The sequence below is a fragment of the Pseudoalteromonas sp. S3178 genome, assembly GCF_005886985.1.
GTDB classification, from domain to species: domain Bacteria; phylum Pseudomonadota; class Gammaproteobacteria; order Enterobacterales; family Alteromonadaceae; genus Pseudoalteromonas; species Pseudoalteromonas carrageenovora.
In genome coordinates, this window is the sequence record NZ_PNCW01000004.1 from 21,586 (window position 1) to 37,662 (window position 16,077).

Below are 16,077 nucleotides of genomic sequence, written 5' to 3' on the forward strand. Positions count from 1 at the left end.
ATAGGAATAGTACGCCATGAATGTATTAGTCATTGGCAGCGGCGGCCGCGAACACGCACTTGCGTTTAAGGCCGCTCAAAACAGTAAAGTTAACACCGTGTTTGTAGCCCCAGGTAATGCAGGTACTGCACTTGAGCCAAAACTAGAAAACGTAGCAATTAACGTTGAAGACCTAGATGGCTTATTAAACTTTGCACAGCAAAACAATGTGGAACTCACCATTGTTGGTCCTGAAATACCGCTAGTATTAGGTGTTGTAGATAAATTTCGTGAAAATAACATGGCTATATTTGGCCCAACAGCGGGCGCAGCTCAGCTTGAGGGCTCTAAGTCGTTTACTAAAGACTTTTTAGCACGTCATGATATACCAACCGCCGATTACCAAACGTTTGAACAAATTGACCCTGCCCTTGCTTATTTAAAAGAAAAGGGCGCGCCAATTGTAATTAAAGCTGACGGTTTAGCCGCAGGTAAAGGCGTTATCGTCGCAATGACAGAGCGCGAAGCTGAAGATGCTATTCGCGATATGCTTGCCGGTAATGCCTTTGGTGATGCTGGCAGCCGCGTAGTAATTGAAGAGTTTTTAGATGGCGAAGAAGCATCTTTTATCGTTATGGTTGATGGCAAAAACGTTTTACCGTTTGCAACTAGCCAAGATCATAAACGTGCTTACAATGGCGATGCTGGTCCAAATACAGGTGGCATGGGTGCTTACTCTCCTGCGCCAGTTGTTACCGATGAAATCCACCAGCGCATTATGGACGAAGTGATCACCCCAACGGTAGAAGGCATGGCAAGCGAAGGCCACCCGTACACTGGCTTTTTATACGCAGGTTTAATGATTGACGAAACGGGTACGCCTAAAGTTATTGAATACAACTGTCGTTTTGGCGACCCTGAAACACAACCTATGATGTTACGCCTTCAATCTGATTTAGTAGAACTAATTGAAGCAGCTAACCGCGTAGAGCTTGATAAAACCAATATCGAGTTTGATCCACGTGCGGCAGTAGGTGTTGTACTTGCAGCAAAAGGCTACCCAGGTGATTACCCTAAAGGTGATACTATTTCGGGCCTTAAAGTTAACTACCCTACTGATGAAAAAGTATTTCATGCGGGTACTAAGCAAGATGGCGAAAACGTTGTTACCGCAGGCGGACGCGTATTATGTGCAACAGCACTTGGTAATACCGTAACTGAGGCTCAGCAGCGTGCATACGAGCTGGTAAAAAAAATTAGCTGGGAAGGTATGGAGTATCGTACTGATATTGCCTACCGAGCGATTGCTCGCGAGCAGTAACCTCGTACCAATTTATTGGTATAACCAGTTAATTTAACTACAAAAGCGCAGTTTATCTGCGCTTTTTTAGTGCTACACTATTTAAAAGGGTTTTTAAAAGTACGCAGCGTTGGAATTAAAAACATTACGTTATCATGCAGTTGCTGTCGCTATTCTGATTTTAATTTTTTATATTATCAGTACATTGGCGTCAAACCTTGTGGTGCCTACACGTTACACCATAGATAAAACTGCGCCTGTATACTTAGATTACGCTTATTACCTAGACGACACTAAATCGCTTACTTTTGACGATATTATTTCCCAGCCCGAATTACTCACCCATCAACCTCTAACTGATATACCGTGGAGCTTTACTCAACAAAACTATTGGCTGTTTGTTGATTTAGAGAATAAAAGCTTACACAAGCAAAATATAGTGGCCCATTTTGATAACCCAATGGTTGACCACCTGAGTATTTATCGCCTCACTAAAAATAATAAATTAATAGATACCTATAAATTAGGTGACAAAGAAGAAGCACTCACTTTATTTCAGTACAGCGTACCGCATATACGCTTTTCACTTGCTAGCAAATCATCTGAGCGCTTAGTGCTTAAAATAGATACCTTGGGAATAAGTAAAACCCCCGTAAGCCTCTACCGCGATAAAGAATTTATCGACCTAATGCGTTCGCAAACAGGAATTTGGGGAATATTTGCAGGCGTTTTGCTTATGGCTGCACTTTATAATTTAGTACTTTATTTTGGAATTAAAGACCGTGTTTACCTTATTTATATAGGTTACATACTCAGCGCACTTACCCTGATGGGTACGGTACTTGGATTTGGCTTTTATTTATGGCCAATGCAGTGGCAGTTGTATTTTCATGAGCAGGTCGTATTTAGTAACTACGCCATAGCATTTTTTACTCTTGCTTTTTGTACTATGTTTTTGCGTTACCATAAAGATAATTGCTGGCGATACAAAATGAGCGTTTGGCTACTTACGCTTATGTTTGTAATGGCTATAGCCAGCTTATTTATACCTGAATATATAGCCGCGCCAATGTTTTTTTGTGTCATGGCGCTTTTGTATATCGTTTGCGTTATTTTAATTTATAACAAATTACGCAGTGGTTTTAGATGGGCAAAATTTTACGTGTTCTCGTGGGTGCCACTGATATTTGGCGCAGCTATACAGCCAATGGAACTTACAGGCTTTTTACCGTATAGCTTTACTACACGCCACGCCCTGCTAATGGCCATATTATGTGAAGTTATTTTAATGGCTATGGCCCTTGCAGATAGAGTGCGCTTTCAGCGAGAACGCTCGCTTTATCATGCAACTCACACACAGCAAACCAAATTGCTCAACAGCGCTAAATTAAAACAAGCGTTTATGGCTTTACAAACTCAAGAGCGCTCAACTACTTTGTGCTTAATTAAAATTCGCCACTTTAACTCATTAAATACAATTATTACCCCCTCTCAAGGTTATGCGCTTATAAAGCACGTAGCTAAAGAGCTCGAGCTTGAATTAAGTCACGAGCGTGAGTTTGCTAACTTAGATGTAGATTTAAACACTAGCCCTCGAATTGCCGACTTAAGCAGTGGTGTATTTGCTTTTATATCTACAAAAACTCAGCCTCAAAACATGCTTGAAGAGCTTTTAAAAAATATAATTAGTAGCCTGCCAAAACAATACGAAATTAAAGGGTTAAACCTTCAGCTAAATTACAGTATAGGTATCAGCAACTCAGGACAAAGTAACGATTTTGAGTACTGGCTTAAGCGTGGTTATTTAGCACTTGAACAAGCTAAAAGTAGCCTTGATAACGTCAGCTCTGCCTCTAATGGTAATAAATTAATGATGGATGTCGCTTTAGCAGCTAAATTACAAAAAGCGATAAAAACAAATAGCATAGCTCTTTATTATCAACCTCAAATTAACTTATTAGACAATCAAGTCAGTGGCGCAGAGGCATTATTACGCTGGCCCGATCCTGAGTTTTGCCATTTGTCTATTGAGGAGCTGATCATACTTGCAGAGCACACCGGCATAATTAACGAGCTGACTCTATGGGTTGTTGAGCAAGCCTGTAAAGACATCATCGCATTTACGCAAAACGGGCACCCTAATCACACCATTAGCGTAAACCTCAGCGCTAAAAATTTAACGATTAATAACCTAGCCGAAAAAGTAGAAAACCTACTTATAAAATATCAGGTACCCGCTCACCTATTAAAATTTGAGTTAACCGAATCAGCATTTGTAGATAGCCAAGAAACACTAATACAGCTTGTTGATGAGTTAAGTGCACTGGGAATTAAAGTTGTATTAGATGACTTTGGTACAGGCTACGCATCTCTTAATTACTTAGTTAACTATCACTTTAGTGAGCTTAAAATAGACAAGTCTTTTGTGTTTGATTTACCTAATAACGCCACCCATCAAGTTATTGTGCAAACAGCCATTGATATGTCACATAACCTAGGCTTATCAATCACTATTGAAGGAGTAGAAACCCAAGAAATCCACCAGCTCCTTAAAACAATGAACGCAGATAGAGCTCAAGGCTATTTATACGCAAAAGCACTCCCATACACCGACTATTTACACTTCTTAAAAAGCCAATATAGCTTAAAAATGTTAGACTCCTCCTTTTAACATCTTTAGGGGCCAAGTAAAGATGCAAGGCACACTGCGTAAATTAAAATCGAGCTTAACAGAACCCGTTCAATATCACCTTCCGGTTGGCGATGAGCTAGTTGATTTAAATGCCTTTATAGGTAAAGAACTAACGCTTACTTTTAGTGGTACTATTTTGTGCTCTAACTGCGGTAAAAAAACCAAAAAGAGTTATTCACAAGGTCATTGCTTTGTATGTATGCGTAAGCTTGCTAGCTGCGACATGTGTATTATGAAGCCAGAAACCTGTCACTACGACCAAGGTACATGCCGAGAGCCACAGTGGGGCGAAGCAAACTGCATGATCCCACATTATGTTTACTTAGCTAACACCTCGGGATTAAAAGTAGGTATTACGCGCCATACACAAATACCTACACGTTGGGTTGACCAAGGTGCTACTCAGGCTTTACCTATTTTTAAAGTACAAACACGTTTGCAGTCGGGCTTGGTGGAGGTTGCATTAGCAGAGTTTATTGCCGACAAAACTAATTGGCGCAATATGCTAAAAGGTCAAAACGAAGCAATAGACTTAAAAGCTGCCGCCGCTGAGCTTATTCCACAAATTAGCGATAAACTAAACGAATTAAGTGAGTTATTTGGCGCAACAGCTATAGAGCAACTTGACGAAGACGTGGTTGACTTAAACTTTCCGGTTACAGAGTACCCAACTAAAATCAGCTCGTTTAACTTTGATAAAAACCCTGTTGTAAGTGGTGTTTTACAAGGCATTAAAGGCCAATATTTAATTTTTGATAACGGCGTTATTAATATTCGTAAATTTACCTCGTACGAAGTAACCGTAGGCTAACACGCTATGCTAAACAGCTACCCACAAATATTGGTTATTTATAACGAGCTTGAAATAGCCCATAACCAGCAAGAGCAGCAAGAGTGCTTGCACAGTGTTACGCAAAGTGAGCTAAACGACGTACGCGTACTTAATAAACAAGGCGACTTTGTTGATTTACAAGGTACTGCTTGCCCTGCCCCATCTGGGGAGCAACTAGCACAGCTGGTAACTACCTATTTATTAAATGAAGGGCAATGTTGCTTAGGAAAAATCAAAACGCTAAGCACAGCCCAGGCGTTTGATTTACTAGGGTTATAAATTTTCTCTTTATTTAAAGCTCAGTGAGTACTTTAATATGCGCTACAGCACTTCTTCCTAAAGCTGATAGCGCATAACCGCCTTCAAGGTATGATATAACGCCCCTGCAGCCACTGTCTTTAACAGCGTTACACAACTGCTGTGTTAGCCAAATATAGTCATCTTCTACAAACTTTAAACTTGCCATATCATCTTCTAAGTGTGCATCAAACCCTGCACTTATAAATAACAGCTCAGGTTTAAATACTTTCAATTTGGGTAACCACTGAGTATTAAATACCTCTTTTAAGTCGTCGCCATTACTGGCTATTGGTAAAGGCGAATTAACAATATGATTATTATTTTTTACCGCTGTATTTGGGTAAAACGGGTATTGAAATAACGAGCAAAGCAATACGTTTTCATCGTCAATAAAAATGTCTTGTGTGCCATTGCCATGGTGCACATCAAAATCGGCAATCGCAATACGTTTAATCCCTTTGCTTTGGGCGTACTTAACAGCAATGGCTAAGTTATTAAATACACAAAACCCAGATGATGAGTTTTTGTTTGCGTGATGACCAGGCGGGCGAACAGAACAAAAAGCAGCATCTAGCTTATCTGCAAGTATTTCATCTACAGCTAACAGCCCAGCGCCTACCGCGCGCTCAATTGCTTTTAATGAATCAGGGCATAGCCATGTGTCGCCATCGAGGTTATTTAATCCCTCTTGAGGAATTAAGCGCTCCACAAGGTTAACTAACGACTCATCATGCGCTAATAAATAATCTTCACGCTTTGCTTTAGGTGCTTGTAAATGAGTAAGCCCTACATCTACACCACTGGCGAGTAACCGGTCGGTAATAGCATCTAAGCGTTCTGGACACTCGGGATGGTCGTCAATCATTTTATGTTTACGGCAATGAGGGTGTGAAATAACTGCAGTACGCATAAAATGCTCCTAAGCAAACTAGTATGAGCGTTTAATATAACAAAGCCACCTAATGGTGGCTTTGCGACTTTGGTGTATAGCGAGGTTAAATTACTATTTAGCTTTTAAATTTAGGTTTCTAAAGTCAAAGCTAAAGTCGGTAACCGCTGTTGATACCGCGCGCATTTTGGCGCTATTTACACGATTTTGAGAGCTCATTTCAAAACGAATAAAAGCATCGGCTTCTAGTAGCTTTTCATCCCACTTAACAATAAATGTATTGCCCGTATAGTGCTCAAGTGTGCCTTTTAAGCGTTTGGTGTGTGTAAAATCAATCCGTAATTTGCCATCGAGCTGCTCAACAATTACATCACCGTACCAATCATCATGTAAGGTGCCGGTGTAATTAATATTAGGTAACTGTGGCTGATAATCTGCAGGTGCTTGTGGTTTTGCATTAGCGTATGCCGTTTGCTTGCCTTCAAAATGTTTTTTAGCTAAATCTTCTACCCAGTCTTTATCTTCAAGTTCTAGAGCATCTTCAAGCACTTCATGAGTAACCGCCGAAAGCGCACTAAATGCTTGCTGATTAGATAAAATAACAATACCAAGCTTCTTTTCTGGTAGTAACGTGACTTGCGATACCATACCTAAAATACCACCACCGTGACCTAGTTTTTTAAAGCCGTGGTAATCTTCAATGCTCCAACCTAGCCCATATCCTCTAAATTGCTGATGATACTCTTCAAATGCACTTTTAGACGCCATAGAGGTAATATGGGGATGCCACATTTGCGCTTGTTGCTTCTCGCTAAATAACTGCTCGCCGTTTGGCATTTTACCACCCGCTAATTGCGTGCGTAGCCATTGGCTCATGTCATTTACGCTAGATGCAATAGCACCTGCACCTCTAAAGTCTTCTAAGTAGTTAACAAAAAATGGGTTAAGCTTGCCATCCATAGGAATGTGCCCTGTTGCCCAGTTTTTATTACTTTTTGGAATACGTGAAAAACCCGCGCGAGAGTTATCCATATGCAGCGGCTTTAATATATTTTTTTCTATGTAATCGTTCCAGCTTATACCCGACACGCGCGCAACAACCTCGCCTGCGGTGACAAACATTAAGTTGTTATAAGCATATTGGCTACGAAAGCTGCTTGCCGGTTTTAAATACTTTAACCCAGCTAAAATATCTTCTATAGATTTATCGGTGCTTGGCCAAATCATTAAATCGCCTTGCCCAAGGCCTAACCCACTGCGGTGACTTAATAAATCACGAATACGCATTTCACGGGTTACGTATGAATCATATAATCTAAATTCAGGTAAGTGATCGATAACTCTGTCATCCCAACTCAATTTACCTTCATCAACTAATTTAGCAAGCGCTGCGCTGGTAAATGCCTTTGTGTTTGAAGCAATACCAAATAGCGTGTCTTTGTTTACTTGTGCGTTAGTATTTAAGTTACTAACACCAAAACCTTTAGCAAATACTACTTGATCATCTTGCACTACCGCCACAGCCATACCGGGTACGTCAAAGCGTGCCATTGAGGTTTTTATTACCTCTTCTAAATTATTGGTATTTATTTGTGCCCAACTGCTAAAGGTGGCACTTGCTAGCAAGGCAAAGCTGGCTAATTTAGTTAATGTCATGGTTATCCTTATTATTTTTGATGAACTGCAAATTCAATATCGGCACGCTCTTTATTAGTATCGCTTTTATGCGGCCGGTTAAGTATTGCATCACTGTATTCTTTTGGTACGCCCGCCTCAAGTGCTCCGCGATGAACGTGCTGAATATACCAGTCGTATGGCAGTACATCGTTATCGTGCGTATTGGCTATATAACAATGCGCCTCTATTTGCTCGCCATCTAAAAGTGTTGGCTTAATTGCAACGCAATCGTATCCTGGGCCTTCAATAGTATCTAAAACTGCTTTTTCTGCTTCATTAACTTCATAAACAACGCCATACACTAACGCGTTTTTATCATCGTTTTTTTGAATACTGCATTTACCCGACCCATCTTTAAATAACATATTAAAGGTAAGCTCGTAGCCTTTTAATACCGCTGTACCAACACGTTTAGCTTGCGGTAAACGTGCAAGTAAGCGATTAGATGACATGTTTGATCCAAACGAAAAATTATAAATAGGCATGTTTACTCCTGCTCTTATTAATTTAAATTACAACGCGAATAGCTAACGCTATTAAAATAACGCCAATACCGCGGTCAAACCAATAACCACTTTTTTGAAAAAAGCCGCGAACACCCGGCTTTGAAAGCACTAAAGAAAGCATTGAAAACCACACCCAGGTGGCCAATGCCATATAAACGCCATACGCTATTTGCACGCTGGTAGGTGTAGTTACACTAATTACTAAGGTAAATAACGACATAAAAAAGAGAGTTGCTTTAGGGTTTAGCGCATTAGTTAAAAAACCACGCCTAAAGGCAAGCCACACGCTTGCTTCAAGCACGGTTTTGTTTTCTATATCATCGCTTTTATCAACCGGCGGTTTTGCAGCTTTTAACGCTTGCACACCTAAGTATGCCAAATAAGCACCGGCGAGGTATTTAAGCGCCATAAATAAATTAGGTGATTGCGTTAAAATAAGTGCAACGCCTAATACGCAATAGCCAACGTGCAGCAAAATGGCGGCCCCAACGCCTGCACTGGTCCATAAAGCATTACGCCTGCCTTGCTGCACACTTTGTTTAAGCACCACAGCAAAGTCTGGGCCTGGGCTTGCTACTGCAAAAAAGTGTGCAATAGCAATAAGCAAAAATTCATCTAAGTAGTTCACAAGTATCCAATTTAATTTGGTGCGTAGGCGAGTAATAATGGGTTAGCAGAGTTATCTACTAAGGCTTTAATTTCTTTTTGAGCCTTTTTAAATTGGCTTCGTAAATGCGGCTTTAAATGTTTTTTAGACTCTTTATCGTTTTTAAAATAGCTAATTAACGCGTGCATAAATACGGTATGGGTTTCGCTTAATTTAGCCTCGCGGTTAGCATAAGGGTTATAGCACGAGCCACACCCACCTTTAAATTGATACACTGTATTGCTCATCATTACGCCAAAACCTAAAAAGCATGCCAGTGCATCAGCTGCTTGTGGCAGGTAGTCTTTACCACCTGGCGGTAGCACCGCAACATGGTGTATGAGTATGGTCGCTAACGTACCTGCAAAGCTTGCTACTAAATCTTGTGGCTGATTTATTTGATTAGGATTAAACGAGACATTAATCGCATGGCTTGGCGGTACTATAAGCTGGCTTGTATCACCTCGTAGTTGTTCACTAAATTCAAAATGAGGAAATACTTGTGGCTGCAATTGCTGTGGTGCTACTAGCTGTATTGGCCATGTGCTCATACCAGCGTAATCGCGCACACGGGTAAATACATTTGTAGCCATCTCTTCAATACTCGACACCGAGTCAGGGAAGTATTTAGCCGTTGGCAATATTATTTGAGTGTGCTTTGTAAAAAAACTGGCATCAAAGTTTTCTACCGCCCAAATAAAAGTATCAATTAACCACTGCTGCTCTGCCTGCTCAAGCAGTGGCTTTGTTTTAAATAACGCTAACATAATGTGCTCTTATTCTTGTTCAAGCGCCCAATCCCACGCTTGGGTATTGTAAAGCGGGACTGTTGATAGTGCATGATGATGACTACCACTGGATTCTTTTGTTGAGTACGATAAGTACAGCAACGTACGGTTTTGTGCATCGTAAATACGGCGTACTTTTAGTGATTTAAATAAAATGCTTTTAGATGATTTAAATACCACCTCACCCGACTTACTGCGATCTATAGCTTGTAATTGATCACCCGTAATCGGTCCTGTTTGACGACACGCTATAGACATATCAGAGGGGTCGGAAAAATCTAAATCTGCCTCAATATGGCTAATATGACATGTAACACCTTTTACTAGCGGGTCTTGCTGCGAATTTACCACCACATCTTTAGTAGTAAATAGGCCTAAGCTCACCGATGCAACATCATCAGAGCAAGCACTTAATGTAACAACTGCACTTAGTAGCACAGCTAAACGTTTAAAATTTTGCGGTAATTTCATATTAATCCTTAATTTTGCTTTATAAGCTAAGCAAAGGTTCACGTGTCTGTTTTTATACTACCATCAAAAATAATTACTTTAGAGTAAAGATTTTCAATACCTCAGGGGTTAGCGCACTACGCTGTATTTGCTACAATTGCGCCCACACCCATGCAGTAACTTACAATAGGAAATGCTTAATGCCGCATATTATTATTGAACACTCAGAAGACCTTCCTGTTCTCCCTCAAGTGCTTGTAGAAAAAGTACATAATGCGACTTTTCAAAGTGGCTTATTCGATTTAGAAACGATAAAAACCCGTGCCATTGCCTATCAGCAATATCAGCTAGGTGCAGGTAAAGAAGGGTTTATTCATATTGCGGCGCATATAATGTCAGGGCGCTCTATTGAGCAAAAGCAAATGCTTAGTGAAAGCCTGCTAGAGTGTTTAAAAACCTACTGTCGCGATTCAGACAGCCTAAGCGTTAATATTTACGATATTCAACACGAGATCTACCGTAAAAATTAAACGTTATAAAAAAACGCGTTGTAACTTAGTTGCACCGCGTTTTTTAGTTTAAAGTTATCACTTTTTAAAGCGTAAATTTACCAAGCAACTCTTTTAATATATTCGACTCTTTGTTCAAGCCATTACATAATTGCTCTGAATTTTTCATATTTTGCTTTGTTTGTTCTGCCGAGTCAGAAATCATCACCACATTTTGACTTATTTCAGACGTAGCTAGCGTTTGTTCACGCGTTGCTGTAGCCACTGAGCTGTTTAGCTCACTTAAAGTCACAATTTCCTGCGAAATACCAGTTAATGTCCTGCCTGTAACTTTTAATCGCTCTGCGTTTTCAAGGGTATTTTTACTACCAAGCTCAATGGCTGATACCGTGCTAGAAGCTTTAGTATTTAATGAATCAATCATTTCGTTTATTTGCTCTGTAGACTCAGCGGTTCGCATAGCAAGCGTTCTTACCTCATCGGCAACTACAGCAAAACCTCGACCATGCTCCCCTGCACGCGCAGCTTCTATGGCAGCATTAAGCGCTAATAAATTGGTTTGCTCAGATATAGCCTTAATTACATCAAGCACTTGCGTAATAGATTTTATTTCACTAGAGAGCTCAGTGACAGAAGCAACCGAAGTGGCCATGGCAGTTTCTAATTGCTCCATATGTTTTATAGTGCCATTAACAAACTCAACCCCTTTGTGAGTGGTTTCCTCAGTGGTAGTTGCTATATTCGATGCGTTACTGGCGCTGTTTGAAATATCTTGTACGGTTACTTCCATTTCATTAACTGCCGCAGCAACCGTTTGTGTGCTTGATGATTGCACTTCAGCTAAATTAGCAGCTCCTTGTACTTGTACTAGCACACTTTCAGAAATACTTTTTACATGATTCGCAGAGTCAGACACTTGCTTAAACATACTATGTAGCTGCTCTAAAAATAAATTAAAGTTTGCTGCCAATTCCGATATTTCATTGTTATCGTTTGTAGGTAATCTCGCTGTTAAATCACCATCTTTTTTAGTTAACGAATTAACCGCTGCAGTTATGTTTTCAATAGGTTTAAAAATTTGCGCAACTAACACCCTAGCCAGTACAAAGCCGATAATGGCAATAATAACGCCAAATAATAAATTACTATTAATGGCACTATTAATAGGCCCATAGAGTTGATTCTCTGGTATTTCGGCCACTAAATGCCAACCTAATGATTCTATAGGTGTGCTTGAAACAACATAATCTTCATCGCCAATTTGTTTATTTACAATGGCACCGTTTTTAATCTCATTAATATTAATTTTTTGACCCATTAGATCTCTATCACTGTGAAGCATTACCTCGCCATCATCAGAGACCAAATAAACTACACCGGCTTCACCAATGCGGTATTCATTAATTAAATTAATCATAGAGTCCAGCGAGCGGCCAACACCTGTAATTGCTGTACGTTCGCCGCCTATTTCTAATGCGTAATTAATAAATACCACCATAGTATTTGTGGTTTTATCAATATCCAGCGCTATCTCAAAGGGTTTATTTGAAGATAAAAATTGATCAAACCAAAGGTCTTCGCTTCTGTCTATTTTTCTCGTAATGCCAGTATCTGTGTAATAGTTATTGGTGTTTTTTGAAATAATATAAGCCATAACGGCTTTGTTATCTTTTTTAATACTTGCTAAATAGTTAATGTAATCGGCTTGTGTTTGCTCAGACTCGCCATTACTTAGCCACTGTTTAACAAACAAATTTTGTGCTATTTCTTTAGCAACAATAATGGGGGTGGACAGCTCAAGCTCAATTTTGTTTTTAACTTCACTAAGCGCCGTAGGTAAATCTACCTTGGCGAGTTTTTCATCGGTATGGTTTTGAATACTATTTGAAAATAAAAATGTAGAAACAGCTAAAGGAACAACAATAGCTAAAATAAGACTTATATAAACTTTTTGCTTAAGTAACATACCATACCTATAAAATGAACAAAGGATTGAACTCACACTCGCTTACAGTAAATATAGGATCAGCTGCGCAATAAGCCCAATAATTAGAAAAAATAGAATGTTAAAAGAGGAATGTGTATTTTAAATTAATAAAATACGAGGAGCGAATTAAACATTAAAATACGCGTATTAAAATTTATAGCGATTCTGGCCACTCTTTAGCATCAATAATACCCTTAGCTATTAGCTGATCTCTTAATTCATTAATTGTGTGTTTTAACTCATCCCGAATTAACCTAACAGCAGGGGTAATAAGCTGCCTACTAGGGAGTACTAGCCACATTTCGGTAAGCGGCACTTTGTAGTCACTCATTAGCCTTTGAAGCCTTCCGCTTAATAAATCTTGAGCGACATCAATTGCTGATTTTTTTGCAATACCGGTTCCATCAATACACCAACGCCTTACAATATCGCCATCGTTAACTGCGCGGTCGCTATTCATTTTAATTTTGAATTTTTGATCATCCCTATAAAGCTCCCAACCATCGTGAACTACTTCATATAACTTATATAAAAGAGCATTATGATTAAGTAAGTCATCTGGCGTTAACGGCTCACCGTGCTTGGCAATATAACTTGGCGATGCGCACAACACGTGAGGAATATCACAAATTTTAAAACCATATAAATTGAGCTCTTTTACTGCATCTTTCGTAATTGCCCTTAGAGCAACATCAACTCCATCACGGTAAAAGTCGGCACGGCTATCACTAGCTTGTAATCGCAAAGTTACTTCGCTGTATTTATCCATAATATTATTAAGTAAAACACGCATTAAGTTACGCCCCATTTCTGAGGAAACCGCCATGCGCACTTCACCGCTAATAGACTGCTGCTCTTCATGAATAAGCACTTGCCCTTGCTGCAGTAATTCGAGTGCTTGCTGGCATAACGGCAAATAACGTTCACCCTCAGGCGTAAGCCGTATCTGCCTTGTGGTACGCACAAAAATCTGAGCATTAAGTGCTTTTTCAATACGTTTTATAGATACGCTTGCAGCCGATGAACTCATATCTAATTGGTTTGCAGCTGCCGTAATAGATTGCAGTTCAGCCACTTTAAGCAATACTTGTAAATCAGCAATTTTCATCAAAACCTCTTATTGCACTATGCTGCGGGGTAAATGTTAACTATAACCCTATTATCCACGTTTTTGCGAAAGTGTATTATACATTTGCCCGTTTATTGGATGAATTTCATGCTCTAGAATACACTCATACCAACTTAATGGAGCACTTTAATGAAACTATTACTAAAAGCATCAACACTTGCACTTGTAGCCACACTTAGCTCATCGCCAGCTTTTGCACAGCAAAGTACATCAAAAGTAATTGCTGCTGACAATATTGACTGGGGCTACCTAAACCCACTTCGTGGCGATAAAAGCCCAGGCGCAGCCGATCTTTGGGGTAACCGTACAACAGATACAGCAACAGGTATGCTAGTTCGCTTTAAGAAAGGATTTGAATCTCCACCGCATATTCATAACATCACCTATCGTGGTATTGTTATTGAAGGTCAAATGCATAATGACGACCCAGCCGCTGAAAAAATGTGGATGCCAGCAGGTTCTTTTTGGACACAGCCAGCAGGTGAAAACCACACCACTGCTGCCAATGGTAAAACTAACTTAATATACCTCGAAATAGATTCAGGTCCTTATTTAGTAAAGCCAACAAAAGAGCAATTTGATAATGGCGAACGTCCATTAAACCTACATAAAGACAACATTGTATGGTTAAGCGATAGTGATTTAAACGACATAAACGTAGACGGTGTTAAATCTACTTTTGTATGGGGAAGCACAGCCGATATGAATGGCTCAATGATAAAATTACCTGCAGGCTTTAAAGGTGAAATAAGCACTGATGCTAGTGAGTTTCGCGCTGTGGTTATTACCGGTGCAGTTAATTACAACTCAAACGAGCAAAATAAAGCCCAAAACCTAAGCGCAGGCAGCTATGTAGAATCAAATGGTCGCTTTACTCACTCACTTGAAAATAACAGCGATAAACCTGCAACTATCTACATTCGTACTAACAGTAAGTACCAAGTTAATTAAATACTTGACGCCTCTAGCTTTATCTTTTCGTAAGAAAACTCAAAATAGAAAAGTAACGAATATAAAAAAGCGCACTGATTAGTGCGCTCAAATACAATTAATGTATTACTACTTAAAAGCTGTATCGAGCAGTTAAGCTAACCAAATCTAGCTCATCAATTGTCGTGTAATTAGCACCAATAGAAAAGTTCTTATTCATGTAATAACGCGCACCCAAAGTGATCGATGTTTCACTCTCATCTTCAATATCGATGTAGCCTAAACGGCCATCTAGTTCAATGCTATCACTCAGCATTGATCGAACGCCTATAGATAGGCCATAGCCATTTTCATCTTCTGAAGCACTATTTCCACGATACGATGCCTCAGCTTCTACGTTTTCGTATGTTAATAAACCATAAAAGTCAGTGCTCGCGCTAATAGCAGTTCGGTAACCTACTCCAGCACTAAGCCAGTTTAAGTCTACGTCTAAACCATCATCTGAATTACCAACAGTCTGATATTGGCCAGATAGGAAAAAATTCTCGCCTAGTAGCGTGCTACCATCAAGAGTCCAACCATCGGCATCATCGCCATCAATATCACCATTAAGGTAACCAGCAGAAACATAGTTAAAGTTTGGAGATTCTGCCAATACAGCGGGACTCGCAACAGCAGCAGTAAACAGTAAGATTGCAATTTTATTCGTTTTCATAATACTTCCTTATAAATTTATTTGAACAACCCTAAATTGTCCCCAGGAAAGTACACAACTATATTGTTGATTGCAAATAATAAATAATTTTAAAGTAGCGTTCTGACGGTTTCTATTAATTACAAGATTGAGAATAAAAAGCCAAATGGCCGAAACAAATAATTTAAGCGAGAAACTACATAGACAAGTGTGCTGTTAAACTAAAATAAGATGAGGTAATTTGTACTAAGATATATAAAAAACAGAACGCTTTGAAAAGTGGTGGCCCCTCCCAGACTCGAACTGGGGACCTAACGATTATGAGTCGTGTGCTCTAACCAACTGAGCTAAGGGGCCAACTTTATATAACTGCAAGGCAGTTAATTTTTGAAGCGTTTAGCCACAGAGCGACTAAAGCGGGTTGCAGTATAAAAACTTTTTAAGGGCTTGTCACTAGCAAAAACCTTTATTTTAACAATCAGTAAGCTAACTGCTTAAATAGTAATCTTTTAAGTGGGCAATAATATAAAAATAGGGGGATTTAAAGAAAGGAAGGTATGTAAGCCGTTTATAGGGTCGGCTTACATTACATAAAGTGTGGCATTACTTTTTGGCAATTATATAAATTGCGTGTATTAAACCCGGGAAGTAACCCAGTAGTGTTAGTAAAATATTTAGCCAAAAGTGCATACCTAAACCAACTTGTAAAAACACACCCAGTGGTGGTAATAAAATCGACAAAATAATACGAATAATATCCATGGTGTAA

16 protein-coding genes and 1 tRNA gene are annotated in these 16,077 nt (G+C 39.4%); 6 read left to right on the plus strand and 11 right to left on the minus strand.

From position 1 onward, the window contains the following. Nucleotides 1–16: 16 nt before the first annotated feature. From purD to CWC11_RS00545, 4 genes are all read left to right on the plus strand, one after another. Nucleotides 17–1,300 carry a phosphoribosylamine--glycine ligase gene (purD, locus tag CWC11_RS00530; protein ID WP_138681156.1) on the plus strand — a complete coding sequence of 428 codons (1,284 nt, stop codon included), beginning with the start codon at nt 17–19 and terminating at the stop codon, nt 1,298–1,300. 109 nt (nt 1,301–1,409) lie between these two features. Further along, nucleotides 1,410–3,950 carry an EAL domain-containing protein gene (locus tag CWC11_RS00535; RefSeq protein ID WP_138681157.1) on the plus strand — a complete coding sequence of 847 codons (2,541 nt, stop codon included), beginning with the start codon at nt 1,410–1,412 and terminating at the stop codon, nt 3,948–3,950. A 22-nt stretch (nt 3,951–3,972) separates the two neighbouring features. Next, nucleotides 3,973–4,782, plus strand: a complete 810-nt coding sequence (locus CWC11_RS00540) for a DUF2797 domain-containing protein (protein WP_138681158.1) — start codon at nt 3,973–3,975, stop codon at nt 4,780–4,782. Between the two features lie 6 nt (nt 4,783–4,788). Next, entirely contained in the window at nt 4,789–5,082 is a 294-nt protein-coding gene (locus CWC11_RS00545; RefSeq protein WP_138681159.1) for a DUF4144 family protein, read from the plus strand. A 13-nt stretch (nt 5,083–5,095) separates the two neighbouring features. On the opposite strand, the gene CWC11_RS00550 is transcribed toward CWC11_RS00545, so the two are convergent. From CWC11_RS00550 to CWC11_RS00575, 6 genes are all read right to left on the minus strand, one after another. After that, nucleotides 5,096–6,013, minus strand: a complete 918-nt coding sequence (locus tag CWC11_RS00550) for a histone deacetylase family protein (protein ID WP_138681160.1) — start codon at nt 6,011–6,013, stop codon at nt 5,096–5,098. A gap of 93 nt (nt 6,014–6,106) precedes the next feature. Beyond that, on the minus strand, nt 6,107–7,648 hold the full coding sequence (locus CWC11_RS00555; protein WP_138681161.1) for a serine hydrolase: 1,542 nt from the start codon (nt 7,646–7,648) through the stop codon (nt 6,107–6,109). Between the two features lie 11 nt (nt 7,649–7,659). After that, the gene (locus CWC11_RS00560) at nt 7,660–8,154 is read right to left on the minus strand and encodes a gamma-glutamylcyclotransferase family protein (protein ID WP_138681162.1); all 495 of its coding nucleotides are present in this window, start codon (nt 8,152–8,154) and stop codon (nt 7,660–7,662) included. Between the two features lie 22 nt (nt 8,155–8,176). After that, on the minus strand, nt 8,177–8,803 hold the full coding sequence (locus CWC11_RS00565) for a LysE family translocator (protein WP_138681163.1): 627 nt from the start codon (nt 8,801–8,803) through the stop codon (nt 8,177–8,179). A gap of 11 nt (nt 8,804–8,814) precedes the next feature. After that, nucleotides 8,815–9,588, minus strand: a complete 774-nt coding sequence (locus CWC11_RS00570; protein ID WP_138681164.1) for a hypothetical protein — start codon at nt 9,586–9,588, stop codon at nt 8,815–8,817. Nucleotides 9,589–9,597: 9 nt separating this feature from the next. Then, nucleotides 9,598–10,080 (minus strand): CreA family protein, encoded by a 483-nt coding sequence (locus CWC11_RS00575; protein WP_058549365.1) that lies wholly within the window; start codon nt 10,078–10,080, stop codon nt 9,598–9,600. A 179-nt stretch (nt 10,081–10,259) separates the two neighbouring features. Here CWC11_RS00575 and CWC11_RS00580 point away from each other — a divergent pair, with 179 nt between their 5' ends. Continuing rightward, entirely contained in the window at nt 10,260–10,589 is a 330-nt protein-coding gene (locus tag CWC11_RS00580; protein WP_058549364.1) for a 5-carboxymethyl-2-hydroxymuconate Delta-isomerase, read from the plus strand. Nucleotides 10,590–10,653: 64 nt separating this feature from the next. Here CWC11_RS00580 and CWC11_RS00585 read toward each other — a convergent pair whose 3' ends face one another. Further along, nucleotides 10,654–12,534: a methyl-accepting chemotaxis protein gene (locus tag CWC11_RS00585; RefSeq protein ID WP_138681165.1), complete on the minus strand. Its 1,881-nt coding sequence runs from the start codon at nt 12,532–12,534 to the stop codon at nt 10,654–10,656. Nucleotides 12,535–12,709: 175 nt separating this feature from the next. Then, nucleotides 12,710–13,663 carry a LysR family transcriptional regulator gene (locus CWC11_RS00590; RefSeq protein ID WP_138681166.1) on the minus strand — a complete coding sequence of 318 codons (954 nt, stop codon included), beginning with the start codon at nt 13,661–13,663 and terminating at the stop codon, nt 12,710–12,712. A gap of 150 nt (nt 13,664–13,813) precedes the next feature. On the opposite strand from CWC11_RS00590, the gene CWC11_RS00595 reads away from it, so the two are divergent. After that, nucleotides 13,814–14,635, plus strand: a complete 822-nt coding sequence (locus CWC11_RS00595) for a DUF4437 domain-containing protein (RefSeq protein ID WP_138681167.1) — start codon at nt 13,814–13,816, stop codon at nt 14,633–14,635. Nucleotides 14,636–14,747: 112 nt separating this feature from the next. Here the strand turns inward: CWC11_RS00595 and CWC11_RS00600 are convergent, their stop codons facing one another. From CWC11_RS00600 to CWC11_RS00610, 3 genes are all read right to left on the minus strand, one after another. Further along, nucleotides 14,748–15,329, minus strand: a complete 582-nt coding sequence (locus tag CWC11_RS00600) for an outer membrane beta-barrel protein (RefSeq protein WP_104643393.1) — start codon at nt 15,327–15,329, stop codon at nt 14,748–14,750. A 259-nt stretch (nt 15,330–15,588) separates the two neighbouring features. Continuing rightward, a tRNA-Ile gene (locus CWC11_RS00605) sits at nt 15,589–15,665 on the minus strand. Between the two features lie 246 nt (nt 15,666–15,911). After that, complete coding sequence (locus CWC11_RS00610) at nt 15,912–16,070, minus strand: YqaE/Pmp3 family membrane protein (RefSeq protein WP_004587604.1); 159 nt, start codon at nt 16,068–16,070, stop codon at nt 15,912–15,914. Between the last annotated feature and the right edge of the window lie 7 nt (nt 16,071–16,077).

Bases quoted from the DNA above. Each gene is read 5' to 3' on its own strand.
- CWC11_RS00545 (WP_138681159.1), top strand. From the start codon at position 4,789: ATGCTAAACAGCTACCCACAAATATTGGTTATTTATAACGAGCTTGAA.
- CWC11_RS00540 (WP_138681158.1), top strand. From the start codon at position 3,973: ATGCAAGGCACACTGCGTAAATTAAAATCGAGCTTAACAGAACCCGTT.
- CWC11_RS00595 (WP_138681167.1), top strand. From the start codon at position 13,814: ATGAAACTATTACTAAAAGCATCAACACTTGCACTTGTAGCCACACTT.
- CWC11_RS00560 (WP_138681162.1), bottom strand. From the start codon at position 8,154: ATGCCTATTTATAATTTTTCGTTTGGATCAAACATGTCATCTAATCGC.
- CWC11_RS00590 (WP_138681166.1), bottom strand. From the start codon at position 13,663: ATGAAAATTGCTGATTTACAAGTATTGCTTAAAGTGGCTGAACTGCAA.
- CWC11_RS00580 (WP_058549364.1), top strand. From the start codon at position 10,260: ATGCCGCATATTATTATTGAACACTCAGAAGACCTTCCTGTTCTCCCT.
- CWC11_RS00600 (WP_104643393.1), bottom strand. From the start codon at position 15,329: ATGAAAACGAATAAAATTGCAATCTTACTGTTTACTGCTGCTGTTGCG.
- CWC11_RS00610 (WP_004587604.1), bottom strand. From the start codon at position 16,070: ATGGATATTATTCGTATTATTTTGTCGATTTTATTACCACCACTGGGT.
- CWC11_RS00555 (WP_138681161.1), bottom strand. From the start codon at position 7,648: ATGACATTAACTAAATTAGCCAGCTTTGCCTTGCTAGCAAGTGCCACC.
- CWC11_RS00575 (WP_058549365.1), bottom strand. From the start codon at position 10,080: ATGAAATTACCGCAAAATTTTAAACGTTTAGCTGTGCTACTAAGTGCA.
- CWC11_RS00570 (WP_138681164.1), bottom strand. From the start codon at position 9,588: ATGTTAGCGTTATTTAAAACAAAGCCACTGCTTGAGCAGGCAGAGCAG.
- purD (WP_138681156.1), top strand. From the start codon at position 17: ATGAATGTATTAGTCATTGGCAGCGGCGGCCGCGAACACGCACTTGCG.
- CWC11_RS00550 (WP_138681160.1), bottom strand. From the start codon at position 6,013: ATGCGTACTGCAGTTATTTCACACCCTCATTGCCGTAAACATAAAATG.
- CWC11_RS00585 (WP_138681165.1), bottom strand. From the start codon at position 12,534: ATGTTACTTAAGCAAAAAGTTTATATAAGTCTTATTTTAGCTATTGTT.